Origin of the sequence: Klebsiella sp. LTGPAF-6F, from assembly GCF_001753185.1 — a bacterium.
Lineage (GTDB): Bacteria > Pseudomonadota > Gammaproteobacteria > Enterobacterales > Enterobacteriaceae > Klebsiella > Klebsiella michiganensis.
The window spans coordinates 3,742,778-3,769,150 of the sequence record NZ_CP017450.1 but is presented as its reverse complement, the minus strand read 5'-3'; the positions used below and the strand labels follow the sequence as shown (position 1 = coordinate 3,769,150).

20 protein-coding genes and 1 pseudogene are annotated in these 26,373 nt (G+C 57.4%); 8 read left to right on the top strand and 13 right to left on the bottom strand.

All coding sequences use genetic code 11. The features are described 5' to 3' along the window. Positions 1-415: 415 nt before the first annotated feature. From BJF97_RS17580 to BJF97_RS17550, 7 genes are all read right to left on the bottom strand, one after another. Positions 416-1,753 (bottom strand): LLM class flavin-dependent oxidoreductase, encoded by a 1,338-nt coding sequence (locus BJF97_RS17580; RefSeq protein WP_103449202.1) that lies wholly within the window; start codon positions 1,751-1,753, stop codon positions 416-418. Positions 1,754-1,814: 61 nt separating this feature from the next. Further along, the gene (locus tag BJF97_RS17575) at positions 1,815-2,714 is read right to left on the bottom strand and encodes an ABC transporter substrate-binding protein (protein WP_014838787.1); all 900 of its coding nucleotides are present in this window, start codon (positions 2,712-2,714) and stop codon (positions 1,815-1,817) included. A 41-nt stretch (positions 2,715-2,755) separates the two neighbouring features. Next, positions 2,756-3,424: an ABC transporter permease gene (locus tag BJF97_RS17570; RefSeq protein ID WP_014229784.1), complete on the bottom strand. Its 669-nt coding sequence runs from the start codon at positions 3,422-3,424 to the stop codon at positions 2,756-2,758. Then, the gene (locus tag BJF97_RS17565; protein WP_014229783.1) at positions 3,424-4,053 is read right to left on the bottom strand and encodes an ABC transporter permease; all 630 of its coding nucleotides are present in this window, start codon (positions 4,051-4,053) and stop codon (positions 3,424-3,426) included. Before BJF97_RS17565 ends, BJF97_RS17570 begins: the two co-directional genes overlap by 1 nt. After that, complete coding sequence (locus BJF97_RS17560; RefSeq protein ID WP_025108425.1) at positions 4,046-5,134, bottom strand: ABC transporter ATP-binding protein; 1,089 nt, start codon at positions 5,132-5,134, stop codon at positions 4,046-4,048. The genes BJF97_RS17565 and BJF97_RS17560 overlap by 8 nt, the downstream gene beginning before the upstream one ends. Positions 5,135-5,312: 178 nt before the next feature. Continuing rightward, the gene (locus BJF97_RS17555) at positions 5,313-5,999 is read right to left on the bottom strand and encodes an RluA family pseudouridine synthase (protein ID WP_014229781.1); all 687 of its coding nucleotides are present in this window, start codon (positions 5,997-5,999) and stop codon (positions 5,313-5,315) included. A gap of 59 nt (positions 6,000-6,058) precedes the next feature. After that, positions 6,059-6,952 (bottom strand): LysR substrate-binding domain-containing protein, encoded by an 894-nt coding sequence (locus BJF97_RS17550; protein ID WP_004851947.1) that lies wholly within the window; start codon positions 6,950-6,952, stop codon positions 6,059-6,061. A 315-nt stretch (positions 6,953-7,267) separates the two neighbouring features. On the opposite strand from BJF97_RS17550, the gene pckA reads away from it, so the two are divergent. Continuing rightward, the gene (gene pckA / locus BJF97_RS17545) at positions 7,268-8,908 is read left to right on the top strand and encodes a phosphoenolpyruvate carboxykinase (ATP) (protein ID WP_032694100.1); all 1,641 of its coding nucleotides are present in this window, start codon (positions 7,268-7,270) and stop codon (positions 8,906-8,908) included. A gap of 233 nt (positions 8,909-9,141) precedes the next feature. Beyond that, a complete protein-coding gene (locus BJF97_RS17540; RefSeq protein WP_014229779.1) occupies positions 9,142-9,636 on the top strand; it encodes a hypothetical protein in 495 nt (164 codons plus the stop codon). A 78-nt stretch (positions 9,637-9,714) separates the two neighbouring features. Here the strand turns inward: BJF97_RS17540 and BJF97_RS17535 are convergent, their stop codons facing one another. Then, complete coding sequence (locus BJF97_RS17535) at positions 9,715-10,242, bottom strand: lipocalin family protein (RefSeq protein ID WP_032694098.1); 528 nt, start codon at positions 10,240-10,242, stop codon at positions 9,715-9,717. A gap of 274 nt (positions 10,243-10,516) precedes the next feature. Between BJF97_RS17535 and uraH the strand changes: the two genes are divergently transcribed. Continuing rightward, positions 10,517-10,891, top strand: coding sequence for a hydroxyisourate hydrolase (uraH, locus tag BJF97_RS17530; RefSeq protein WP_194247315.1), 375 nt, complete (start codon positions 10,517-10,519; stop codon positions 10,889-10,891). 80 nt (positions 10,892-10,971) lie between these two features. Here the strand turns inward: uraH and BJF97_RS17525 are convergent, their stop codons facing one another. Both BJF97_RS17525 and BJF97_RS17520 read right to left on the bottom strand, forming a co-directional pair. After that, positions 10,972-11,406: a PTS sugar transporter subunit IIA gene (locus tag BJF97_RS17525; protein WP_004851939.1), complete on the bottom strand. Its 435-nt coding sequence runs from the start codon at positions 11,404-11,406 to the stop codon at positions 10,972-10,974. Then, positions 11,381-12,842 (bottom strand): annotated as a pseudogene (locus tag BJF97_RS17520) (sugar porter family MFS transporter). The gene BJF97_RS17525 and the pseudogene BJF97_RS17520 overlap by 26 nt, the downstream one beginning before the upstream one ends. A gap of 991 nt (positions 12,843-13,833) precedes the next feature. Here BJF97_RS17520 and BJF97_RS17515 point away from each other — a divergent pair. From BJF97_RS17515 to BJF97_RS17505, 3 genes are all read left to right on the top strand, one after another. Beyond that, positions 13,834-17,046, top strand: coding sequence for a molybdopterin cofactor-binding domain-containing protein (locus BJF97_RS17515; protein WP_032694097.1), 3,213 nt, complete (start codon positions 13,834-13,836; stop codon positions 17,044-17,046). Positions 17,047-17,058: 12 nt separating this feature from the next. After that, a complete protein-coding gene (locus BJF97_RS17510) occupies positions 17,059-17,517 on the top strand; it encodes a (2Fe-2S)-binding protein (protein ID WP_009651983.1) in 459 nt (152 codons plus the stop codon). A 66-nt stretch (positions 17,518-17,583) separates the two neighbouring features. Then, the gene (locus tag BJF97_RS17505; protein ID WP_014229774.1) at positions 17,584-18,189 is read left to right on the top strand and encodes a nucleotidyltransferase family protein; all 606 of its coding nucleotides are present in this window, start codon (positions 17,584-17,586) and stop codon (positions 18,187-18,189) included. A 65-nt stretch (positions 18,190-18,254) separates the two neighbouring features. Here the strand turns inward: BJF97_RS17505 and fdhF are convergent, their stop codons facing one another. Beyond that, on the bottom strand, positions 18,255-20,402 hold the full coding sequence (gene fdhF, locus BJF97_RS17500) for a formate dehydrogenase subunit alpha (protein ID WP_077598863.1): 2,148 nt from the start codon (positions 20,400-20,402) through the stop codon (positions 18,255-18,257). Positions 20,403-20,538: 136 nt separating this feature from the next. Further along, positions 20,539-22,011 (bottom strand): nucleobase:cation symporter-2 family protein, encoded by a 1,473-nt coding sequence (locus BJF97_RS17490; RefSeq protein ID WP_032694095.1) that lies wholly within the window; start codon positions 22,009-22,011, stop codon positions 20,539-20,541. Between the two features lie 512 nt (positions 22,012-22,523). Between BJF97_RS17490 and ygfT the strand changes: the two genes are divergently transcribed. Together ygfT and BJF97_RS17480 are read left to right on the top strand one after the other, a co-directional pair. Further along, positions 22,524-24,464, top strand: coding sequence for a formate-dependent uric acid utilization protein YgfT (gene ygfT / locus BJF97_RS17485; protein ID WP_032694093.1), 1,941 nt, complete (start codon positions 22,524-22,526; stop codon positions 24,462-24,464). Further along, positions 24,461-24,937 (top strand): 4Fe-4S dicluster domain-containing protein, encoded by a 477-nt coding sequence (locus tag BJF97_RS17480; protein WP_014229768.1) that lies wholly within the window; start codon positions 24,461-24,463, stop codon positions 24,935-24,937. Before ygfT ends, BJF97_RS17480 begins: the two co-directional genes overlap by 4 nt. Before the next feature lie 104 nt (positions 24,938-25,041). Here the strand turns inward: BJF97_RS17480 and ssnA are convergent, their stop codons facing one another. Beyond that, the gene (gene ssnA, locus BJF97_RS17475; protein WP_177341160.1) at positions 25,042-26,373 is read right to left on the bottom strand and encodes a putative aminohydrolase SsnA; all 1,332 of its coding nucleotides are present in this window, start codon (positions 26,371-26,373) and stop codon (positions 25,042-25,044) included.

Here is a 26,373-nt window from a genome sequence, read left to right as displayed (position 1 = left end):
CGTAGCCCGGCTAAGCGCAGCGCAAGCCGGGAAGAAAACCGCAGCAAAGCATCCGGCAGCGCACCTTCCCCGGAGGCGGCGCGTTGCGCCTGTCCGGGCTACCCGATCCGCAGACGGTTGTGAACCCGTAGCCCGGCTAAGCGCAGCGCAAGCCGGGGAGAAACCGCACCGAGGTTTCAGACACAGCACCTTCCCCGGAGGCGGCGCAAGCGCCTTGCACGGGCTATCCGATCGCAGACGGTTGTGAACCCGTAGCCCGGCTAAGCGCAGCGCAAGCCGGGAAGAAAACCGCAGCAAGGCATCAGGCAGCGCACCTTCCCCGGAGGCGGCGCGTTGCGCCTGTCCGGGCAACCGATCCGCAGACGGTTGTGAACCCGTAGCCCGGTCAGCGCAGCGCCACCGGGGAACAGCCGCGCTATGAAGCCAGCGGTTTGCCATCCCGGCGGGCGAAGCGGTTTTCGACGACCGGCAGACCCAGCTTCTCGCGCAGCGTGCCGGTCGGATAGCGATCCCGCATCGCGCCGCTGCGCTGCAGAATCGGCACCACCTGCTCAACGAAGCGGTCGAAGTCCCCCGGCAGCAGCGGGAACATCAGGTTAAAACCATCGGCGGCGCCGGCGCGCCAGGTTTCCGTCAGCGCGCTGGCGATCTCCTCGGCGCTGCCGATGAGCAGCCAGCTATCGGAGCTTTGCAACAGCAGCTTGCCCAACGCCAGGATCGTCAACTGCGGATCGTAATCACGAATCAGCCTGAGGGCGGTGCGGATCCCATCAAAGGTCTCTTCCTCCGGCAGCGGCGGCAGCGGTTGGTCGACGGGATAAGCGGATAAATCCATGCGCAGATAGGAAGAGAGCAGGTCGATGGCCATCTGGTCGCTCATTAGCTGCTCGTTAAGCCGCTGGCGCTCTTCCTTTTCCGCGTTTGAATTCACCACCACCGGTAAAACGCCGGCGATGATTTTGAAATGCGCCGGATCCCGGCCGTGGCTGCGCAAACGCTGGTTCATCTCTTCGCGGTAGGCCAGCCCCTCAGCGATAGATTTGATAAACACAAAATGCATATCTGACCAGGCGGCGGCGAGGTTTTTACCCGCCTCCGACGAGCCGGCCTGCACCAGGACCGGGTGCCCCTGCGGCGGGCGAGGGACGTTCAGCGGCCCGCGCACGCGGAAGAACTCGCCCGCGAAATCAAGATGATGCACCTTGCTGGAATCGGCAAACAGCCCGCTGGCTTTGTCATAGCGCACCGCGCCGTCTTCCCACGAGTCCCACAGCTGAGTGACCACATCAATAAACTCACCGGCGCGCTGGTAGCGGCTGCCGTGCTGCGGCAGGTGGTCAAGGCCGAAGTTGGCCGCCTCCTCCTCCAGCCATGAGGTGACGATATTCCAGCTGTCCCGCCCGTTGCTGAGAAAATCGAGGGAGGCAAAATAGCGGGCGAGATTATAGGGCTCGTTATAAGAGGTGGACGCCGTGCCCATCAGGCCGATATGTTCCGTCACCGCCGCCAGCGCCGAGAGGAGAGTGATGGGCTCCAGCCGGGCGTTAGCGTAGTGGGTTAAGCCGCTGGGCACCGTGTCCCAGATAGCGATATGGTCGGCGATAAAAATGGCGTCGAGCGTCGCGGCCTCCGCTTTACGGGCCAGATCGGCATAGTACTTGAGGCTGAAAATTTCCTTCTCCGGCGCCTGCGGGTGACGCCAGGAAAAGCGGTAGTCACCCTGGGGATTGAAGAAGAAAAGGTTCAGGATCATAGGATTATTTGGCATTTTCTCGGCTCAGTTGGAGGTGATGCCTTCCCTGGCATGGCGGCAATCAGTTGCCGTTGAGGTGCGTTTTGACCCACTGTTCGGCCACCGCCGCCGGATCTTTATGCTGCAGATCGACCTGCTGGTTAAGTTCGATCAGCGCGGCGTTGTTCAGCTTGCCGGAGACCTCATTGAGCACTTCGCTGATTTTCGGCGTCAGGCTGGCTTTGCGCACCAGCGGCACCACGTTCTGGCTCGGCTGCTCATGCTTATCATCCTCCAGGACCACCCAATCCTCTTTCGCGAGGTTGCCCTGAGTGGAGACGACCGTGGCGACGTCGATTTTGCCGGAGTTCAGCGCCAGACGGGTCAGCGGCCCGCCCATATCCAGAGATTTCACCGCCTTAAATTCAAGTCCGTAGACGCGCTTAAGGCCCGGCAGGCCCAGGGCGCGCACCGGGAATTCCGGCGGGCCGCCGATAGTCAGCTGATGGGCCACGGGCTGCAGGTCGGAAAGCTTGCTGAGGTGATATTTTTTTGCCGTTTCCGCGCGCACGGCCCAGGCGGTAATGGACGAGGCCGGGGAGGGGGTGAGCAGCGTAAAGTCCGCCGGCAGCGCTTTAGCTAACTCAGCGCTAACGTCGCTCTGGCTGGTAGCCAGCGTTTTGCCGTCATAATAGTTCAGCAGGGCACCGAGATATTCCGGAACAATATCAATTTCGCCGCTCTGCAGCGCCGGAATAATAATCTCGCGATTGCCGAGATTAAGACGGGTTTTCACCGCAATATCGTTTTTCTTTAGCGCGCTGGCGTAAATATTGGCAAGGATTGAACTTTCGGTGAAATTCGCTCCGCCAATGGTGACGTCCTGCGCCAGGGCGTTAAAACTTAAGCTTAATAATCCCGCGGTGAATACCGAAAGACGCAAGCGGCGACGATACGCGGAAATGCTAAATAGCTGCTTCATAATACCTCTTTACCTGCAGGTGGTTTTTTGTTGTTGGGAAATTAATTTATTTGCGTGACCGGCGCCGGAACGATGCGCCGGGAGAGTAATGAAAAAAGCAGCTCGCAGCCGATGGCCAGCAGCGATACCACCAGCGAACCGGCAATGACCTGGGGAATATCGCGCTGGCCAAGTCCGTCGATCAGAAAACGCCCGAGGCCGCCAAGGCCGGCGTAGGCGGCGACGACGGCGGTCGCGATCAGCTGTACCAGCGCGGTCCGCAGGCCGGCGAGTATCAGCGGCGCGGCGAGCGGTATCCGCAGCTGCCACAGGCTCTGGAGTGGCGTCATGCCCAGCGCTTTTGCCGCATCGCACAGCTGACGGTCGGCATGATAAATGCCAACCCAGGCGTTGGTGAGGATCGGCGGAATCGACATCGCCACCAGCGCGGTAAAGACCGGAATATCATTAAAGCCAAACACAATAATGCATAAAAGAATTAAACCTAAAGAGGGAATGGCGCGACCAATATTAAACAGATTAATAATCACAAACGCGCCCTTGCGCCAGTAGCCGAGAATAATCCCCAGCGGCAGCGCAATCGCCGAGGCAACGACGATGCTAATCAGCACATAATAAAGATGCTCGCGCAGGCGAAGTAATATTCCCGCATCGCCTGTCCAGTGCTGCGGTTGTAATAACCAGTGAAATGTTGCTTGCAGGATATCCATTAGCGGGCCCACGGCGTTAGCCAATAGCCGACGCGGGCAATCAGCGAATCCAACAGCAGAGATAGCACAACGCTGAGCACCAGGCTGACCGCGATAGGCGTGACAAAGTTCTGGTTAAACCCGGCTAACAGAAGCTGCCCGAGACCGCCCTGGCCAATTAAGGCGGTGACCGTCACCAGCCCGACCAGCGTCACCGAAGCGATGCGTAACCCGGCGAACAGCGAGGGCAGCAGCAGATGCAGCTCTATATCGACAAAACGAAACCAGCGGGTATAGCCCAGCGCGCGCGCAGACTCCAGCACCGTCGCCGGGAGTTTCTCTATTCCGGCGATAACGTTGCGCAGCAGGATCAGCAGCGAGTAGAGCGTCAGGCCGATGATTGAGGTCATCAGCGACAGTCCGGTAAACGGCAGTAATAGAATAAACAGCGCCAGAGACGGGATGGTGAACAGTATCCCGCACAGGTAGATCAGCGGCTGGGCGGCCGCGGGCCAGCGCAGCGTCAGGCTAATCAATACGCCGGTGAAAAGGGTGCCGAAAAACAGCGCAACGATCACCAGCTGTACATGCTGCCAGAGCAGTTCACCGATCATGATTTTGTTGTCGAGGATCCACGGCCAGTCAATCATAGCGGCGAAGATCCACGTGGCCTTCCAGCACGTTCTGCAGCAGAGCGTGGGAGATGCTGCCCTGATATTCACCGTCGGTATCGACATGAACCACTACGCCGCCGGGCGCATCCAGCAGCGCGCTGTAGGCAAAGCGCAGCGTGTTGATGGCCGCCAGCGGCGCGTCGACCGGCAGCGTCCGGCGCTTAACCGGATCGAACCAGTTCAGCGGACGCCGTTTTTTGTCCAGCACCAGGCGCAGCGGACTGGCGACCGGCGGATGCGGGCTGGCGATGGGGGAGAGGCTCTCATCAATAAGCGGCACGTCATGACGCGGGAGCTGTCCGACCTGAATTCTCCCCAGCCGCTGCAGATTCGGTTCGGGGCCGATAAAACGGCGCACAAAGTCGCTGGCCGGATGCGACAAAATATGGTCAGGCGTGGCGAACTGCGCCAGCTCGCCGCCCTCCTGGAAGATAGCGATTCTATCGCCAAGGCGAATAGCTTCATTGATATCATGGGTCACCAGGACGATCGTTTTGCGCAGGCGCTGTTGCAGCAACAGCAGCTCGTCCTGCAGGCGCTCGCGAACCACCGGGTCGATGGCGGCGAAAGGTTCGTCCATCAGGAGAATAGGCGGATCGGCGGCCAGCGCTCTGGCGATCGCTACGCGTCCCTGCTGGCCACCGGAAAGCTGGTGCGGATAGCGGGGCAGGACGTTGCGGTCGAGAGACATCAAATCCACTAATTCGTCGATGCGCGCCTGGATATGCTTTTTGCTCCAGCCGAGAAGGCGCGGAACCGTGGCTATATTTTGCGCGACCGTACGATGCGGAAAGAGGGCGGCGCTTTGCATGACAAAGCCAATTTGGCGGCGCACCTGAATAATATCGGCAGCGGCAAGCTTAACGCCCTGAACGTATACGTCACCGGCGTCAGGAATATCCAGCTGATTAATCATCCGCAGAATGGTTGTTTTTCCGCACCCGCTAGGGCCAACGAAAGTGCACAGCTCGCCGCTATTAATCACCAGATTAAGGCCGCGAATAGCCGCATGCGCGCTGCCGGGGTAGGTCTTGCGAATATTATCGAGTTTAATCATAAAGCCGTTGCGCCCTGAATGTTCTTTCATGAAAAGCATGAATAGAGCACAAGCTACAGAGGCGGTGATTAACGAGCAAATATGATATTTGCATTTGCAATGCCGCGATTCGAATTAAAGCGTCGACGTCAATCAGCGTGCGGGAGAGATTCGCTAAAAGGGCTGGCGAGCGGGCGAGTTAAAACCCGCTGGGGCTTATGGCATCGATCCGCTCTCCGCTAACCGGATGCACGAAATGCAGTTCGCTGGCGTGCAGCATCAGGCGCGGCGCCTGTTCTGTTCCCGGAAGCAACAGACCGCCGTACAGATCGCAGCCCAGAATAGGGTGGCCAAGCCACTGGCAGTGGATACGCAGCTGATGGGTGCGGCCGGTTTCCGGCGTCAGCTGGACCCGCGTCACCGGCACGCTACCTTGATAGCGCAGGCGCTCAACCACCCGATAGCCGGAGCGGGCAGGCTTGCCGCGGCGCGGGCAAATCGTCATCAGCGGAAACAGCGCCGGATCTTTGGCTATCGGAGCGTCAACGGTTCCTTCATCATCCGCCAGATGCCCGCACAGCAGCGCGCTGTAGACTTTGCTCACCGCACGCTGGCTGAACTGCTGGCAGAGCGCGGCGTTGATGGCCTTGTTGCGCGCAATTACCATCAGTCCGGAGGTGCCGAAATCAAGACGATGCGCCAGAGTGCAGCCGGGAAACCGCTGTACCAGCCGATAATGCACCGAGTCGAGATTACGCGGATTTTTCCCCGACAGACTCAGCAGGCCTGAGGGTTTATCGATCAGCAGCAGATGGTCATCCTCGTAGAGGATGTCGATTTCAGCGTGGCACGGCGGGGCGATAAAGGTATCGATAATCGTAGACATCAGGCTGCACGGAGAGGGAGTGGATGCGGATGATAGCGAATTTCCCGCCGCCATGCGAGTTATGCGGTCACGGTATTCATAGACTTAATATGCTGCCAGAAGCGCTCGGCTGACTGGTTGAGCCGCGCGCCGGAGCGGTAAATATAGGCGCCGATCGGCAGCGACAGGCTCTCATCCATAATCGTCAGGCGACCCTCCTCAAGCTCGCGCTTGATAGAGTACTGCGGCAGCCAGCCCACGCCGTCGCCGTTGAGGATCATGCGTTTTAATAGCTCGCTCATCGAGGAGACAAAGGTCAGCGAGAAGGTGATCTCCGGCTTGCGGTCGATCACCTGATTCACCTGGCGCCCCATATAGCTGTCGTTGGCGTATTTCATCAGCGGCAGCACCCCGCGGTGTAAATGAAAAAGCGGCCTGCCGTGTTTATCGCAGGGAGAAACGAGGTGCAGCGCCGAGTCAAAAATTTTGTGATTGATAAACGGATAGTTCATCAGCTCTTCATTATAAAACGACAGGATAAAATCACTTTTGCCTTCTTTCAGGTTGAACACCGCATCGTTGACGTTAATCGATTCAACATGAAAAGTTTTATTCTTTCGGTCGGTATAACCGGCGATGATTTCCGGAAGTAATAAAACTGAAAGCGACGGCGCCGCGTCGATTCTTATTTTCTGGGTGGTGTTGTTCAGCCCTTTAATTCGGCTAATCTGGAAGTCCATGTCGTCGAGCATATTTCGCGCATAGCCGACAAAAATCTTCCCGCGGTTGGTCAGCTGCAGCGGGTTTGCCGAACGGTCGAAGATGCTGAAGCCCAGCGACGCCTCGAGCGCCTGGATGCGGCGGCTGAAGGAGGACTGGGAAATATTGCGGCTTTTTGCCGCCAGGGTAAAGCTTCTGGATTCCTCAAGGGCAATCACATCGTAAAGCCATTTTACTTCAAGATTCGCCAGCACCGATCCGTTCCTCTGCCCTGCAATAATTGCTATGCAATTTTAGCATGACGTATAGAAACTATGCAATTAACATAATTATCTACAGGTGTTAACATTTTTTGCAGAGTTAGCTTATGACTTATTCGTGCAAACGATATTTCTAAAGTTCAGGCGACACCCTACACGAGCACGATTTTACATCGCCGGCTCTGGTCTGTTCATCCTGTTTATTTAATTTCACGATGGTTTTTTTATTAAAATAAATCCATCCGCTTAGCTGACAGGTTGAAATACCCTAATAGCATCTTATCCAGCCAATAGTTTGTCAGGAGTGCCATGTCACGTATTGAATCAGTAAAAGACGCTCTTCTTTCGCTCGGTATTCAGGAGAGCAGCGAGCTGTTTTATAACCCCGATTACGACTTGCTGATTGCGCATGAAACCAGCCCGGAATTAACCGGCGCGGCGCGCGGCGTCATGACCGAGTCCGGGGCCGTTGCCGTGGATACCGGGATCTTTACCGGGCGCTCGCCGCGCGACAAATATATTGTCAGGGACGATCTGACGCGGGACACCGTCTGGTGGGCCGACTCCGGCCTTGGCCGCAACGACAATAAGCCGCTATCCACCGAGATATGGGCAGATCTGAAGGCGCTGGTCGCCGGACAGCTGAGCGGCAAGAAATTATATGTCGTTGATGCGTGGTGCGGCGCCAGCCCGGCAACGCGCCTGGGCGTCCGCTTCGTCACCGAAGTGGCCTGGCAGGCGCACTTTGTCAAAAACATGTTTATTGCGCCGAGCGCAGAGGAGCTGGCTGAATTTACGCCGGACTTCGTCGTCCTCAACGGCGCGGGCTGCACCAACGATAAATGGCAGGAGCAGGGGCTCAACTCCGAGAACTTTGTCGCGTTTAACCTGAGCGAAAAAATTCAGCTGATCGGCGGCACCTGGTACGGCGGCGAGATGAAAAAAGGCCTCTTCTCGGTGATGAACTACCTGCTCCCGCAGCAGGGCATCGCCTCGATGCACTGCTCGGCGAACCGAGGTGAAGCGGGGGATGTGGCCCTGTTCTTCGGTCTTTCCGGCACCGGTAAGACCACGCTTTCCACCGATCCGCTGCGTCAGCTGATCGGCGATGACGAGCACGGCTGGGATGATGACGGCGTGTTCAACTTCGAAGGCGGCTGCTATGCCAAGACGATTAATCTTGACCCGCAGGCCGAGCCGGAAATCTATCGCGCGATTCGTCGTAACGCGCTGCTGGAAAACGTGGTGGTCAGAGCCGATGGCAGCGTGGATTACGCCGATGGCAGCAAGACCGAAAATACCCGTGTCTCTTATCCGCTATCGCATATTGAAAACATCGTGAAACCGGTGTCGCGCGCGGGTCATCCGTCGAAGGTGATTTTCCTTGCCGCCGATGCCTTTGGCGTCCTGCCGCCGGTATCCCGTCTGACGACCGAGCAGATGCAGTATCACTTCCTGTCCGGCTTTACCTCGAAGCTGGCCGGTACCGAACGCGGCATTACTCAGCCCACGCCAACGTTCTCCGCCTGCTACGGCGCGGCGTTCCTGCTGCTGCACCCGACGCAGTACGCCAGCGTTCTGGCGGCCAAAATGGCGGAGGCCGGCGCCGAGGCCTGGCTGGTTAACACCGGCTGGAACGGCGAAGGCAAGCGCCTTTCGCTGCGCGACACGCGCAATATCATCAGCGCGATTTTAAACGGGACCACCGGCGAGCTGCGCGAAGAAACGGTACCGGTATTCGGTCTCGCTATCCCGCAAAGCGTGCCTGACGTGGATAGCGCGCTGCTAGACCCGCGTAGCGGCTGGCCTTCTGCCGACAAATGGCAGGAGAAGGCCGAGAGTCTGGCGCAACTGTTTATGGACAACTTTAAGCAATATACCGATACCGATGCCGGCGCCCGGCTGGCGTTAGCCGGCCCAACGCTGACAAAATCAGCCGTCACCGCCTAAACTCTTTTTTCAGTGACCAACCCGGGCAGCCGCCCGGGTTTTTTACGTCAGCCCTCGCCGGGGGAGTGGCGCAGGAACTTGACTCTGCCTGGTTAGCGATTATAAATAAAGGGATGCAGGGCTTAGTATTGGGGCTAAATAATTTCATGACATCATTGTTATGAGAATTATCCTGGCAACCCTGCGGCGATGACTTCCCCGATACGCTGATATTAATAAATAAAGGAATGACTATGAAACTCTGGAGTAAAACGCTGATCGCTTCTGCCGTTTGTTTAATTCTCGCCGGCTGTGATGATTCATCAAAAGTTGATGCAAATCTGGATAAAGCAAAAGATAACGCCCAGCAAATTAAAGAGGCGGCGTCCGATAAAGCCGAAGCAATTAAGGATGAAGCGGATAAACACATTGATGCGATAAAAAAACAGGCGGCGGACGAGGCGAACAATCTCAGCAGCCAGGCCTCCAGCATCAAGGCGGAAGCGGATAAAAAAGCGGAAGCTATCGCTCAGCAAGCCCAGGCTCAGGCTGATGCCGTTAAGCAGGATGCCCGGCAGAAAAGCGACCAAATCGTGCAGGAAGCGGGAAAAATTAAAGACAGCGCGATTGTTGATGCCAATAACCTGGCCAACGATGCGGCGAATAAAACCAAAGAGATTAAAGAGAGTATCGCTCCCGCTAAAACCGCAGAAGAGGCGGCCGACTCCAGCCAGCCGTCATCGCACTAATTATTTATCGTCTTCCAGCCTTATCGCCACACTATCTTCAGCTCGTTGGTTCGCTGAAGATAGTGTGGATTCAGCCTGTTACCCGTGGTTCACCCAGACTAATTTTTCTACCGGGAAGCCGAGATCCCGCGCGATGCGCAGATACTCCTGCTTAATGGATTCCGGGATGGTCGGCGTGCGCGACAGGATCCACAGATAGCCGCGATCGGGACCGCTGACCAGCGCATACTGATACTGGCTATCCAGCGCGATCACGTTGTAGCCGCCGTAAAACGGGCCAAAGAAGGAGACTTTCAGCGCGGCGGTGGTTGGCGCCGCGGTAAAATACGCTTTACCTTCGCTCTTGCTCCATTTCTGTTTCCGCGGATCGTAACCGCGGTTAACCACGCTGATGCCGCCATCGCTGCGCTGACCATACGTTGCGGTAACCCGCTCCAGGCCGCGTTCAAAACGATTTTCGAGCCGGGCAACCTCATACCATTTCCCCAGATAACGGCTTGCGTCAAAGTTATTTATCGGCTGGACCCCCTTGGGCGGAGTGGGGGATTTACAGGCGACAAGCGTCAGGGCGATAGCCACACCCGTCAGAACTGGCCATATCTTCATGTGAATTCCTTTTGTGAACGCGGAGGAAAATAAGTATAGCGCAAGCGCGCGGGCCTTTATTCACGCCCCAGCGATGCACCTTATATTCAGATAATTCTATCACTGCGAATGGGCTGTTGCCCTGCTCGCTATTTTCCTCGTCCTGCTTCCGTTAAGGCGATTATCACAAAAAGTTGAATATATTTTAGCGGCCCAGGTGCTAACGTTTGAACGTTATTATTCACAACGGGAAAACATCGTGAAAAAATTATCCAGTCTGATTCTGTTATCTGCTATGTCTGTGGCTCCAGCCGCATTTAGCGCCCCCGTCGGGACGCTCAGCGTACATATTCTCAATCAGCAGACGGGTCTGCCTTCATCGGGCGTGACGGTCACCCTTGAAAAACAGCAGGCGAATAAATGGACAGCGCTGGCCACCGGCGTCACCGACAACGATGGTCGTATTAAATCGCTCTATCCAACTGAAGGGGATATGCAGCCGGGGATTTATAAAGTGACCTTCAAAACCGGCGATGACTTCAGCAAACAGAAACTGGCCTCGTTTTTCCCGGAGATCCCGGTTCTCTTCACCGTCACGCGCACCAATGAAAAGCTGCATATTCCACTGCTGCTCAGCCAGTATGGTTACTCCACCTATAAAGGCAGCTAATCGCTACGTCCATCCTGAATAAGCAAAAAGCCTGCGCGCAAGCAGGCTTTTATCGGGCGACTATCTGGAGATAGCCGTGCTTAGTGATTCTGCTGGAGGATCCTTAAAAAATCCTCTTTATTAGCAATCAACGACAGCGCTCTGGCGATGACTTCATCGCTAAAGATCGACGCCACCTCTCTCAGCACATCGATGTGCTCGCTCTCTTTAGCAATCACGCCAATGGCAATAAACATGACGTTATTTCTGTCCCAGATCACGCCGTCAGGGAATTGATAAATCTCCACCCCCGTTTTGACAATGATGCTGGTGGCTGATTTAGGCAGGTGCGGCAGCGTAATGCCATTGCCTAAAAAGGTGGAGACCTGACGCTCTCTTTCAGCAAGAAACGCCACGCAATCTTCGCTGACGTACCCTCTGGACTTAAAGTCCGCGCCAATCATGGCCAGGACTTCTGCTTTATTTTTCGCCCGGCACGACAGATGGAGATTATCCTGCGTAATAGTATCGATCATAATCCGTTTTCCTTGGTGGCCGTATTGAATCCCGCTGCAGATTTATTTGCTGAAAGCTCCTCTTCCAGCTGCTCCAGCGATTTATTGGACGTTTCAGGCAGCGCCGCGATGACAAAAACAATCGCCAGGTAGTTAATCGCGGCAAAAATCAGGAATACCGGACCTAACCCGAGCTTGGCCTGCAATAATGGGAACAGATAGCTGACGATGGCGTTCATCACCCACATGAAAAATACCGATATGCCCATCGACAGTCCGCGGAACTTGAGCGGGAACAGCTCAGCCAGCACCACCCAGGTGATAAAGCCCATCGTTCCCTGCATAACGCCAACGAACATCGCGCCGAGCAGCCAGATGGCCGTGGCTTTGATGTCGCCGACCAGCGTGTAGTCTACGCCGGCAATGATAAGGTGCAGGGTAGCCATGATCGCGAAACCATAAATAATGATGGTTTTACGTTTAAAACGATCGACGAGGTACAGCACGCCAAATAGCATGCCGCCGACGGAGAACACGCCATTGAGTACGTTGCAGATGAGGGAGGTTCTTTCTGAGAATCCGGCGCTGCTGAGGATCTCAGTACCGTAGTACATAATGACGTTGACCCCGGTGGTCTGCTGCAGCGCCGCCCAAATGACGCCCACCAGCAGGAGTTTGAAAATCCATGGCGTCTGGAGAATGGTGACAAAGGCGTTCTGCGCATGAAGCTTTTTGTCCGCTTCGGCCTTAATTAAGGTGGTGATATCGTTGAATTCTTTGGTTGCGCGTTCCAGAGGGCGGATTTGCTTTAATATTTCCAGCGCTTCTTCATGACGGTTTTTACTGATCAGCCAGCGCGGGCTTTCCGGCGATCGCAGCATACCGATAAACAGGCAGATGGCGGGAATGGTCTGCACCATCAGCATATAGCGCCAGACGTCGGGGAGATGGCCCCAGAGGATGCCAATAATGGCGTTGATGGCAAATGCGGCGAGCTGCCCGATAACAATGGCGACTTCGTTTAAGCCGGTTAGTTTACCGCGCATTTCGGTTGGCGCCACTTCGGAAATAAAGGTGGGGGCGGTCACCGAGGCGCCACCCACGGCATAGCCGAGGATGAAACGTGAAATAAGCAGTACGGTGATATCCGGCGCCAGAGCGGACATTAATGCGCCGATGAAAAAGATGAAGGATAAAAAGAGCAGGTACTTTCTTCTGCCAAAGAAGTCCGCGAATTTTCCCCCGAATACGCTGCCTAACGCGGCGCCGATCAGCAATACGCTCATGACCAGACCTTCGGTAGTCGGGGTCAGGGCCATATATTGTTTCAGAGAGGAAAATGCGCCATTAATAACGCCGGTGTCATAACCGAATAGCAGGCCGCCAAATGTCGCAACCAGGGTTATCTGGTGTAATCGTTTTCTCTGCTGTAGGTTCAGATTCATAATAAGAGACATTTTTATACCTTTTGTTTTGATTAACGGCACGAGATAAAAACGTGTCATCCCATCCCCGTCACGGCATGCCTTTGCGCCTGGCTAAGCACGGCCGGGATGAAATGTTTTTTTGTTCTTAGTGCAACTATTTAGCGCGATTGCTATGCGCTAAATAAAACCGATCAAAGAGGTTTCTTTTTGATTAATGATGAATCATCGGTAGATGCGGGGCTGGGGCCTCCGGGGTGGTTGACGTTCAGAAAGTCCCCGGTAGCGTGAGGGTGGAAAAGGGGCGGGCCAATATAAACGGTTCGGATAAGTCCTGATCTCACTTCCTTCATTGCATCCTCCGGGGGGTTAGGATTTCTGCTGCGCCATCAAGGCGGGCAGAGTGCGTTTAGTGAGAGATGATTATTACCGCGATAAGTGAAATAAAAATACAAACAGATCACATTTTGAAAGTTTTATTTCGGTTTGATTTTGTGGGCCATGTGTAACAGCCTTGTGTATAGAAAGGCTATTTTTATAATTAATTGATATATATGGCAATTTTTAGGATTGTTTACGGGGGGCTGGCCCGGTGGCAGGAAAATGAATTGTTAAAATTATGATATATATCACATTTGTTAACATGTTCGTTTATGAAATTTAAATTTCATTATTGCGTCTGTTTTATTTTTTATTCGAAATCGGGGGCGTCAAAAAGCTTCATCACCTCGATACGCGTTTTGCCGCAGGGTGACGGTTGCGCTCAATGCCCGGCGGCGGCAGGAGCTGCGGATGCACCGCTGGCGTCACCCCGGAAACACAATTGAGAACCGCCAATTATCATAGTGATACGCATGCTCTCGTTTTGATAATCAGCGGCGACATCATGCGCTTTTTATTCTTTAACCGGCCGCTATTTTTAGATACGCCTCACATAACTCAGCCTGAAATAACCCTTTATTTATAGGTGGCATAGCCATTGCTTTAATCCGTTATCTTTCTTTGTGAGTGGAGACTGAAAAATATGGATACATTGCTAGTTGGCAGTGAGGTGCCCCGCGTAGACGGGCTCGCCAAGGTGACGGGTAAAGCGGTCTACGGCGATGACATTATTATGAACAATATGCTGTATGGCGTCTGTCGCTACGTGGATATTCCTGCCGGGCGCATCGATGCGCTCGACCTGTCGGAAGCGGAAAAAGTACCCGGCGTCGTGCGTATTGCCACCTGGAACGATATCCCCGGTCAGCGCAAGCTGGGAGCGATTGTTCCCGATCATCCGCCGATTATCGACAAGGAGATCGCCTACCGCGGCGACGTGGTTGCCGTAGTGGCGGCGGAAACCTACGAGGCAGCCTGCATCGCCGTCGATAAAATCAAAATCACCTACACCCCGTGGGAGCCGATTACCTCCCCGGAAGAGGCGATGAAGCCCGGTGCGCGCCTTATTCACAGCGAGCTCGATAGCAATATCATCAACCGCCACCACACGGCGAAGGGCGATATCGACGCCGGTTTTGCCGCCTCCAGCCATATCTTCGAACGTGAGTATGAGGTGGGGTTCCAGGAGCACGGCTATATTGAGCCGGAATCGATTACCGCCTACCTGGACAATAATGAACAGATCATGACCATCGAAGGGTCGATTCAGAACGCTCACCGCACCCGGGCGGTGATTGCCAAATATCTCGACCTGCCCCAGGCGAAGGTCAACATTAAGCGCTCCGTCCTCGGCGGCTCCTTCGGCGGTAAAGATGACATTATCGATAACGTCTCCTGCCGCGCGGCGCTGCTGGTGCACCTGACCGGGCGGCCGGTTAAGATCTCTTATAACCGCGAACAGTCGATGCGCGAGAGCTACAAGCGCCATCCTTATAAGATGAAATACCGCATTGGCGTGGACGACGATGCGCGCATTCAGGCGATTAAAATCGACATTATCGCCGATGGCGGCAGCTACTGCGGCCAGACGGTGTTTGTCACCTGGCGCAGTTCCGTGCAGGCGGCGGGCCCCTACAACATTCCTAACGTACGCGTCGATCTGGTGGGCGTTTACACCAACAACAACTATACCTCGGCCTACCGCGGCTACGGCGCGCCGCAGGTCATTTTCGCCAACGAATCGCTGATGGATGACGTGGCGGGCGAACTGGGCCTGTCGCCCGTTGAGTTCCGCCTGCGCAATATTCTCAAGCAGGGCGATACCAGCATGGCCGGGCAGGTCTTCAGCGAGCATACCGTCTCCGCGCAGGAGGTGCTGGAGAAGACGCTGCTCAAGGCCGAATATGAGGCCAAACGCGAGCACTATAAAAAACTTAACGCGGAAGGCGGCCCGATCCGCTACGGGATTGGCTTCGCGCTGAGCCACCGCGGCTGCTCTCTGGGGGCCGAGGGGCTGGATGCGTCCTCGGCGCTGATTCAGGTGAATGCCGACGCCAGCGTGAACATCTCCACCTCAGTATCCGAGAACGGGCAGGGGCTGCAGACCACCATGTCGCTGCTGGCGGCGGAAGCCTTTGGTATTGCGCTCGACCGGGTGATGTTTAGCGAACCGGCCACCGCGATGATCGCCGACGGCGGCTCAACGGTCGCTTCGCGCGGTACCCTGATGGGCGGACAGGCGATTCTGAGCGCGGCGAACAAAATTAAACAACGCATGGCGGACGCCGTCAGGGAAACGCTGAAAGCGCAGAGCATCGACGATATCGCCTGGCAAAATGGCAAAGTGTTCAACCGCCACAGCCCGGAGCTGAGCCTCAGCTTCCAGCAGGTGTGCGATATGACCCGGGCTACCGGGGCAAACCTCTCCGCCTACGGCTGGCACGTGGCGCCGAATATTCACTGGGATGAAGAGAAAGGCTGCGGCAGCCCCTATTTCACCTGGGTGTACGGCTGCCAGCTGGCCGACGTGGCGGTGGATATGCGCACCGGCAAAATCACCGTCAATAACGTCGTCGCCACCCACGATGTCGGTAAAGTCATTAACCCGGTTGGCTTTAGCGGCCAGGTCTACGGCGGCGTGCTGCAGGGGATGATCGGCTACGGCATGCTGGAGGATTTCAACACCGAGCACGGCGTGGTGAAATCGGAAAACTTCGATACCTATCTGCTGCCGACCATCAAGGATATGCCGCACATCGATATCATTGCGGTGGAAAACTACGATAAAGCGGGCCCGATGGGGGCGAAAGTTATCGGCGAACCGGTACTTGAACTGGGCGCTGCGGCTCTCAATAACGCGGTGAGCTTCGCCATCGACCGCCCCAACCGGACCCTGCCGCTGACCCTTGAGCAGGTTCGCCTGGGTTATAACCTCAAGAAGCTGGAGCGCCAGAGCGAGCAGATGCTGGAGTCTGGCGATAAGAAACAGGTTCACCGCCTCAACACCCTATCGCTGAGCGTCCCGCAAACCCTGAAAGAGGCCCTGACGCTGATGGCCGGGAAGGGGGCAATGCCTATTGCCGGCGGCACCGATGTGCTGGTGCAGGCCCGGATGCTGTCCGGCGAAGTGCCGCTTGTTAATATTGCCGGACTGGCGGAGCTGAAAGAGATTTTTGACGTTGAGGGCGGGATCTCCATTGGCTCCGGCGTCTGCTTTACCGACCTGGTTAAGCATCCGTTGATTCAGCAGCGCTATCCGCTACTGGTTACGGCCTGTAAAACCGTCGGCTCCCTGCAGCTGCGCAACCGGGCAACGATCGGCGGCAATATCGTCAACGCCGCCCCGTGCGCGGACTCCATGCCGCCGCTCATTATCTACGATGCGGAAGTAGAGCTGCGCAGCGCGCGCGGAACGCGCCGGATGCCGGTCAGCGAATTTGTCGTGGGCGGCTATCGCACCCTTCTTGAGCCCGATGAGCTGGTTGTCCGCTTTATCCTGCCGGCGCCGACGCAGCAGCCGCTGATCAATCGCTATCTGCAGCTTGGCCGGCGCAATGCGTTGAACATTACGCGCCAGAGCTTAACCGGGCAGTTTATGGTCGATAAGGGCGTGGTTCGCCTGTGCCGTCTGGTGGATGGCGCGCTGATGGCCAAACCGCAGCGGTTGACTGAGGTTGAGCAGGCGCTCACCGGGAAGGCGTTAGACGCCGCCGCCATTGACTATGCGGCCGGGGTACTGCACGACAAGGTAGAAAAAGCCATCGGCGGACGCTGGTCTGCGCCTTATAAAGTCCCCGTATTTATCGATATGTTCCGGCAGATGCTGCAGGAAGTTATGACAGAGCAGAAAAAATAAGGAGCCATGAACATGAACCATATTGAGCTAAAAGTGAATGGCATCCGCATTGCCCGCGATGTGAAAGACAATGTCCGCCTGATCGATTTTCTGCGCGAGGAGCTGAAGCTCACCGGCACCAAAGAGGGCTGCTCGGTGGGCGAGTGCGGAGCCTGCACCGTGATTATGGACGGCAAATCGGTCTGCTCCTGCCTGTTGCTGGCCGCCCAGTGCAACGGGGCGGAGGTCACTACCGTCGAAGCGCTGCATCACGATCCGGTCGGTAAAAAATTGCAGAACGCCTTTATTCGTCACGGCGGCGTTCAGTGCGGCTTCTGCACGCCCGGCGTGTTGATGAGCGCCAAGGCGCTGCTGGATGCCAACCCGGCCCCCAGCGACGATGAGCTGAAAGAGGCGCTGGAGGGGAATATCTGCCGCTGTACGGGATATCAGCCGATCATTACCTCGATTAAAGCGGTGCTGAAATCCTGATCGCCGCAAGCGCCGCCGGCGCCAGCCGACGGCGGCGTTGTATTCGGCTTCAGGGGGAGGATGACGATGAGCAAAAAAAAGGATAAACAGTGCGTTATGCTGGCCGCCGGGCTCTCCAGCCGGATGGGCAAATGGAAAATGATGATGCCGTGGGGCGAGGGAACGATTCTCGATAGCGCCCTTGCCAGCGCCCTGGCGTTCTGCGATCGGGTGGTGCTGGTGACGGGGTTTCGCGGCGACGAACTGGCCGCGTGCTATCGGGATCATCCGGGTGTTGAGGTGGTCTTTAACCCGCAATATCAGGACGGTATGTTCTCTTCTATTCAGTGCGGGGTAGGCCATATTCGCGCTTCGCGCTTCTTTCTGGCGCTGGGCGATATGCCGGAGGTCACGCCGGGCGTCTACCGCCGGCTGTGGGCCAACGCCGACGCCGGGAGCTGCATTATACCGGCCTACGATCGCGGTAAAGGCCATCCGGTTCTTCTGCCCCAGCGGGCGATTTCTCTGATTCGTCGCGCGCCGCAAGGGGCCACCCTGCGGGACGTTATCGGTCAGATGGCGGCGCGCGTTATCCCCGTGGCGAATCAGGGGATTCACTGGGATGTTGACACTCCGCAGCAGTATCTTGAGGTCGCGCGCCGCTGCCGCAAAGATCTGGCCGCCGTCGGTTAGCGCTGGCGGAGGGAAGAAGAAAAGACAATATCGCCCCGGGGCGCACAGCGCCGGGGCGATATTTTTTACCCCGCGGCGCTTTCGCGCAGACGGGCTTTCAACTGGCTGTATTCCTCACTGACGTACCGTTCGGCGGCTCGCTGATCGGCAATACGCTCAACGTTAACGGCGCAGTACTTGTACTCCGGGGTTTTGGTTATCGGGCTGAGATTCTCGGTGACCAGCTCGTTGCAGGCGCCGATCCACCACTGATAGGTCATGTAGACCGCCCCTTTATTCGGCCTGTCGCTGATTTTCGCCCGGGAAATCACCTTGCCTTTGCGCGAGTTAACCCACACCAGCTCTTCGTCCTCAATGCCGAGCCGTTTGGCGTCGGCGGTGTTGATCTGGATGTAGCCCGGTTCGTCCGCCAGTTTGGCCAGCGCAGCGCAGTTGCCGGTCATCGAACGGCAGGAGTAGTGGCCCACTTCGCGCACCGTGGAGAGCACCAGCGGATAGGCATCGCTCAGCTTATCGACCGGCGCCTGCCATTCGCAGGTGAAGAACTGCGCCAGCCCGTTCGGCGTGGAGAACCGTTCCGCAAACAGATACGAAGTGCCCTGGTCCGCCTCCGACTCGTCGCGGCACGGCCACTGCACGTAGCCCAGTTCACCCATCTTCTCGTAGGTCGCGCCGAAGAAGTTGGGGCACAGATGGCGGAGTTCATCCCAGATCTGCTGCGTGTTGTCGTACTTCATTGGATACCCCATCCGGGTGGCGATTTCGCAGATGATTTGCCAGTCGGTCTTCAGATCCCACTTCGGCTCCACCGCCTTGAAAAAGCGCTGGAAGCCGCGATCCGCTGCGGTATAGACGCCCTCATGCTCGCCCCACGAGGTCGAGGGCAGAATCACATCGGCCGCCGCGGCGGTTTTGGTCATAAAGATATCCTGGACGATAACCAGCTCCATCTCTTCGAAGGCCTGACGTACGGCGGAAAGCTCGGCGTCGGTCTGGAGCGGATCTTCCCCCATAATGTACGCCGCCCGCACTTCGCCGTGCGCCACGCGGTGCGGCAGCTCGCTGATGCGGTAGCCAGGGTTCTCCGGCAGGCTCTCAACGCCCCAGGCGTTGGCGAACTTCTCCCGGTTTTCCGGGAATTTCACGTACTGATAGCCGGGATAGGTGTCCGGCAGCGCGCCCATATCGCAGGCGCCCTGGACGTTGTTCTGGCCGCGCACCGGATTGACGCCGACGTGCGGTTTCCCCAGGTTGCCGGTGAGGATCGCCAGGCTGGTCAGGGAACGCACCGTTTCGACGCCCTGCCAGAACTGGGTTACGCCCATCCCCCACAGAATCATGGCGTTTCCGGCGCTGGCGTACAGCCGCGCGCATTCGCGAATCTGCCTGGCGCTGATGCCGGTGATGGCTTCCACCGACTCCGGCGTATAGCCTTCGACGATGTTGCGATACGCTTCGAAGCCTTCGGAACGCCCGGCGACGAAGGATTTATCGTAGAGATCTTCTTCGATAATCACCTGCCCGATGGCGTTGAGCAGCGCAATGTTGGAGCCGTTTTTCAGAGCCAGATGCAGGTCGGCGATGCGCGCGGTTTCGATTTTACGCGGATCGCAGACGATGATTTTGGCCCCGTTGCGTTTGGCATTGAGGATGTGATTCGCCACGATCGGGTGCGAATCCGCCGGGTTATAGCCGAAAATAAACACCAGATCGGTATTATCGATCTCGGTGATGGCATTACTCATCGCGCCGTTGCCGACCGACTGGTGCAGACCTGCAACCGAAGGGCCGTGTCAGACGCGTGCGCAGCAGTCGACGTTATTGGTACCAATAACGGCGCGCGCAAATTTTTGCATGATGTAGTTGGTTTCATTGCCTGTGGCGCGCGAAGATCCGGTGGTCTGAATCGCATCCGGCCCGTACTTCGCTTTTATGTCGCTGAGGCGGTTTGCCACGTAATCGAGCGCTTCCTCCCAGGAGACGGACTCCAGCTTACCGCCGCGCCGGCGGCGGATCATCGGGGTTTTCAGGCGCGGGGTGAGGATCTGCGAGTCGTCAATAAAATCCCAGCCGTAGTAGCCCTTCAGGCACAGGGTGCCCTGATTATTTTTCCCCATCGCAGCGTCGGCGCGGGTAATTTTTCCCTCTTCTACCGTGAGCTGCATTTTGCAGCCGGAGGCGCAGTAGGGGCAGACGGTCGTGACTCTTTTCATAGCAGTGGTCCTTAAACTTAGAACAGCAGGGCATAGCTAAAACGGCCGTTCAGGCCCTGCGCGATACCCTGCTGCACGACGGGAATCGCCAGCAGCAGCAGGGTGATCAAGGCAAACAGGAGTCTGGTGAGCATCATTACCCCTCCTGCGCTTCTTCAGGCTGTCTCTGCTTCTGAACTTTGCGCAGCAGGAGCCACATTCTGACGGTTCTGACGGCCATGTTGCGCGCCGCCGAGCTTGGCGGGGCCGGATCGGGGACCGGCGTTTCGTGGTTAACGCGGAATGGCACGCTGCCGTTGAGGGTGAGGTTGGCGACGATAGCCGTCAGGGTGCCAATCGTAATCCCGCTGTGCAGAAACAGCTGAACCATCGGCGGAAACTGGGTAAACAGATTGGGCACCAGCACCGGCATCATGCCGAGGCCGAGCGTTAATGCCACCACCATACCGTTATTATTGTTGCGGTAGTTGACCTGTCCCAGGGTACGAATACCGGACACCGCCACCATACCGAACATGACAATGCCCGCGCCGCCGAGGATCGGTTTCGGTATCAGCACCACCAGCGCCGCCATCCTCGAGAACACACCCATCAGAATCAGAATGATGCCGGAGACCGACACCACAAAACGGCTGCGCACCCCGGTTAAACCGATCAGGCCGACGTTCTGCGCGAAGGCGGCGTAGGGAAACAGATTGAAGAAGCCGCAGATAGTGGTCGCGATACCGCAGGTGTTGAGGCCGTTGCGCAGCATCTTCGCGTCCACCTTTTTCCCGACAATATCCCCGGTGGCCATCATCGAGGACATGGTTTCCACCATCACCACCACCATCACCATCGACAGCAGGGCGACGGGGATAATATGAAATTCAGGTTTGGCGAAGGGCATCAGGGTCGGCAGATGGAGCCAGGGTGTGGCGTGGACGAGGCTAAAGTCGAGAGGCTTAAAGCAGCTCCAGAGTACGGTGCCGATGATAAGACCGATCAGCACCGACGTGTTTTTCACGACGCCGGAGGCAAAGGTGTAAATATTGAGAATAATCACCAGCGTGATTGCCGCCATCAGCAGCGAGAAGGGGGCGCCAAAGCCGCTCATTTCGCTGCTCCCGCCGCCAATCCACCCGCCTGCCACCGGCATAATAGACATGCCGATAAGCGTGACGATGCTGCCCATCACCACCTTGGGAAAGAAGCGGATGAGCTTGCTAATCCACGGCGCGCAGCAGAGGATAAAAATACCGGACACGATCACCGCCCCGGAAATACCGCCGATCCCGTACTCCTTACCGATCAACACCATCGGGATCAGCGCGGCGAAGGTACAGCCCTGGATAAGCGGCAGCCGACAGCCGAGCCACTTACCGACCCCCAGCGACTGCACGATGGTGGCCGCGCCGCAGATAAACAGGTCGGCGCTGATCAGTAAAATAATGTGCTCCGGCGGGAGCCCTACCGCATTACCCACAACGAGCGGAACCGCCACGGCGCCCGCGTACATCACCAGCACGTGCTGTAGCCCATAAAGAATCATTTGCGTAACGGGTAATATTTCATCGACCGGTGCGGTCGAGTTCCCGTTATGTGAGGCGGAATTGGCGATATCTTTCATGAAGTTGTTATCTCCTGTACGACTTCACTCTGTATAAACATGAACAGAGCCGAAGTTACGATTCGAAGGCCGCTGCCTCCCTGAGCCGATGCGTTCATCAGCGTGTTGCGCGCACGAGAAGTAATATGCGTAAGCTGTGCCAAAAATAAGCGCCTGGAGGATTGAAGGAGAATTGTGTGAAATAACTCACGAGAAAAAGGCGGGAATATCGACGCGCTGCGAAACTTCTCAAATAAATCTCGTGGTGAATAAACGCGCGCTATCACATTGAGACAGGGAGCGTCTCATTTTGGTATCACGCGCGATACGTTGAATTATCAACATGATTAAACCCTGAGCGCGGAGAATGATTTTTGTTCAGCGAGAGCGGATATATATCGCGCCGCTTAGCGGGAGTGGGCCTGTTTTTTTGAGACGGCTCGCAAAAATAAGCACCATATGAATACCCTGAACAAAAGCGCCTGATTATTGCATTGCTTCCCGGTGAGTCCTGGAATAATAAAGGGAAGCAAATGAATAAATTTATTGTTGCCGATTCTGCAAACTGTATTGGCTGCCACGCCTGTGAAGTGGCCTGCGTCACCTCTCATCGCCAGGACAGCTGGCCCCGGCAGCGTAGCGACTTTCTGCCGCGCATTCGGGTGTTCTTCCACCGCCACGCCAGCAGCGCGACGACCTGCCGCCACTGCAACGACGCGCCCTGCGTCGGCTCCTGTCCGACCCAGGCGCTGCGCGTGGCGAACGACAGCGTTCAGTTTACAGAGGCGCTGTGCATCGGCTGTAAAAACTGCGTCATCGCCTGTCCCTTTGGGGCCATTGAGATGGTGGCCAACGATGACGACGCGCCGCAGCTGGCGCAGAAATGCGATCTTTGCAGCCAGCATCCTTCCGGTCAGCAGGCGTGCGTGGCCAGCTGTCCAACCCAGGCGCTGCAACTGATGGATGAGGCCGCCGTTAACCGGCTGCGTAGCGCGCGGCAGATTCGCTCCGCGCTGGAAACCCCGCTGGGCGCCGTTCGCGGCGCCAGACGCAGCGCGATACTCAATAAACCTCCGCGGGTGGGCGCGAAAAAAGTGCCCGCCGATGACCGCATGCAGCACTTCGGCGAAATCTATCAGCCGCTGAGCGAGTGCGATGCGGAGTATGAGAGCGAACGCTGTCTCTACTGCGCGCAGAAAGCGTGGTGCAACTGGACCTGTCCTTTACATAATCATATTCCCGATTTCATCCGCCTGGTGAGCGAGGGCAAGATTATCGAGGCGGCGGAGCTGTGCCATCAGAGCAGTTCCCTGCCGGAGATTTGCGGCCGCGTCTGTCCGCAGGACAGGCTGTGCGAAGGGGCCTGCACCTTAAAGAACGAAGGCGGCTCGGTCGCCATTGGCAACCTTGAGCGCTATATCACCGATACCGCGCTGGCAATGGGCTGGCGACCGACAATCGGCAAAGTAGCCCCGCGCCCGGAGCGGGTGGCGGTGATTGGCGCCGGGCCCGCCGGACTGGGCTGCGCCGATATTCTCGTGCGCGCGGGCGTGCACGTTGACGTGTTCGATCGCCATCCGGAAATCGGCGGCCTGCTGACCTTCGGTATTCCGCCGTTCAAGCTGGATAAAAACGTGCTTGAGAAGCGACGCGACATTTTTAGCGCCATGGGCGTCAATTTTCATCTCAACCAGGAGGTGGGGCGCGACGTGGCTTTTGCCGATCTGGTGAAAAACTATGACGCCGTCTTCCTCGGCGTGGGCACCTACGGTCTGATGGCCGCCGGCCTGGAGGGAGAGAACGCCCCCGGCGTGATTCAGGCCCTGCCGTTCCTGATTGCCAGCACCCGCGAGGTGATGGGGCTCGAAGAGAGCCCCGAGTATCCCCTGACCGACATTAAGGGGAAACGGGTGGTGGTGCTTGGTGGGGGAGATACGGCGATGGACTGCCTGCGCACCGCCGTTCGCCGCGGCGCAGCGAGCGTGACCTGCGCCTACCGTCGCGATGAGCTGAGCATGCCCGGATCGAAAAAAGAGGTGGTGAACGCGCGTGAAGAGGGGGTGAAATTTGAGTTTAACGTGCAGCCGCAGCGCATTCAGCTCAACCGCAAGGGGCAGGTCTGCGCGGTGGAGATGATCCGCACGAAGATGGGCGAGCCGGGCCCGGACGGCCGCCGCCGGCCGCAGCCGATCCCGGATTCCGGGTTTGAACTTAAAGCCGATGTGCTCATTATGGCGTTTGGCTTTCAGGCTCACGAGATGCCGTGGCTGCGCGGCCACGGGATAAAGCTGGACCGCTGGGGGCAGATAGTGACCGGCGGCAAAGGGCGCGGAACGACGCAAACCAGCCATGACAAAATCTTTGCCGGCGGCGACGCCGTGACCGGCGCGGACCTGGTGGTTACCGCCATGGTCGCCGGGCGGCAGGCGGCCAGCGAGATGTTAATGCAATTCAGGGCCCGGGAGGAGATATGACTCGTTTTATCGTTGCCAGTTCGCAGGCCTGCATCGGCTGCAGGACCTGTGAGGTAGCCTGTGCGCTGGAACACGTGGCGCCGGGGGCGGAGTTTCATCCCCGCCTGAAGGTGATGCGCCTCGACGAGCTTAGCGTGCCGGTGATGTGTCATCAGTGCGAGAATGCGCCCTGCGTGGGCGCCTGCCCGACCGGGGCGCTGAGCATGGGGGCGGAGAAAGTGGAGGCCGACGGCGGGCGCTGCATTGGCTGCCAGAGCTGCGTGGTCGCCTGCCCGTTTGGGGCGATTACCATTGAGGTGGAGGCCGGTGTGACGCCGGTTATCGTTAAGTGCGATCTTTGCGGCACCCGGGAGCGCGGCCCCGCCTGCGTTGATGTCTGCCCGACGGCGGCGCTGAGTATCATGACCGAAGAGCAGCTCAGCGCGCTTCAAAAGCAGCGCAATATCGCCACCGCCGCGCTGCTGTCGCTGTAAACCTTGCGTCCGGCGGCGCGGAAGCTGCCGGGCAATTTCATACGCCCGCGTTCTGTCAGCAAAAAAAACCGGCCTGCCAGGCCGGTTTAGCGTTTTTACGCGGGCTACGCGGGGAGCGCATCCATTCGCGCCCACATTTTTTTCGCCATTTTCTGCGCTTCGCGGAATATCGGCTCGCAGTCGAAGCTGAACTGGCGATCCTCGTAGATCATCACGCCGTTCACCATGACGCTGCGTACGCTGTTTGCCCCCAGGCCGAAGGCGATATGTCCGGCGATGTTTTCCGCGATAAGCGGCGTCGGCGCCATATAGTCGCAAATGGTGAGGTCCGCTTTATAGCCCGCCTCAAGGCGGCCAAAGCGGGCGTTGAAGTTGCGATTCAACAGTTCATTGCCGTTGCTCAGCGCCTTCGCGAAGCTGTCCGGCCACAGCGGCCCGCCGGCGTCGCGGTGTTTAAAGAAGGCAAACTTCATCTCCTCGAACATGTCGGAACCGATGCCGTCGGTGCCGAGCGCCAGATTGCGCATCTGCGGCAGGCGGGGGTTGTAGCCGACGTGGTTGTTCATGTTGGAGCGGGCGTTGTGCACCAGGAAGCCATCCTGCGCGTTGAGCAGCTCGACGTCGGCATCGGAGATGTACAGGCCGTGGGCAATGAGCGTCTTACTGTTGATAAGGTCGAACTCCGCCAGCCGCACCAGCAGGTCTTTGCCGTAAAGGTGATGGCTGTGAGAGACATCGTAGCGGTCTTCCGCCGCGTGGATATGCAGGCCGCGGCCGGTGGCTTTTAGCGCTTCACGCAGCATCGCCAGACCTTCATCCGGCACGGTGAACGGCGCATGGGCGCCGATATGGGCCTCGACCAGATAAGGCTGGTCGCCCTTTTCGCGCGCGGCGTCGATCTCTCTGGCGAAGCGAATGTTCTCCTCAACGCTGTCGCGCAGCTCGCGGCTGCCAAAGTTGCGGTCGGTGGTTTCGAAGCAGGTCATCCCGCGCAGCCCGATTTTGACGAAGGCGTTGCGCAGCTGGCTCAGGGAGCCCGCGATATAGTGGGGCGACGCATGATGATCGACAACCGCCGTGCAGCCGCTGCGCACGGCCTCCATGGCGCAGATCAGCCCGCTGTAGTAGAGCGACTCTTCGTCCAGCGCCCGGTCAAGGCGCCACCACAGGTTTTTCAGCGTGGAGATAAAGTCCGGGCTGGGGGCGATATTGGCCTGAATCCCACGGGACAGGCCGGAATAAAAGTGATTGTGGGAGCAGACCATGCCGGGCATCACCAGCTGCCCGCGCATCTCTTTCACCTGCGCCTGCGGATAGCGCTGGCACAGGCCGGGGCCGACGGCGAGAATTTTATCGCTCTCAATGGCGATATCGACGTTCTCCCACACTTTCGCCGGATAGATCTGCGCGGCGGTGGCATTTTTCAGGATCAGGAT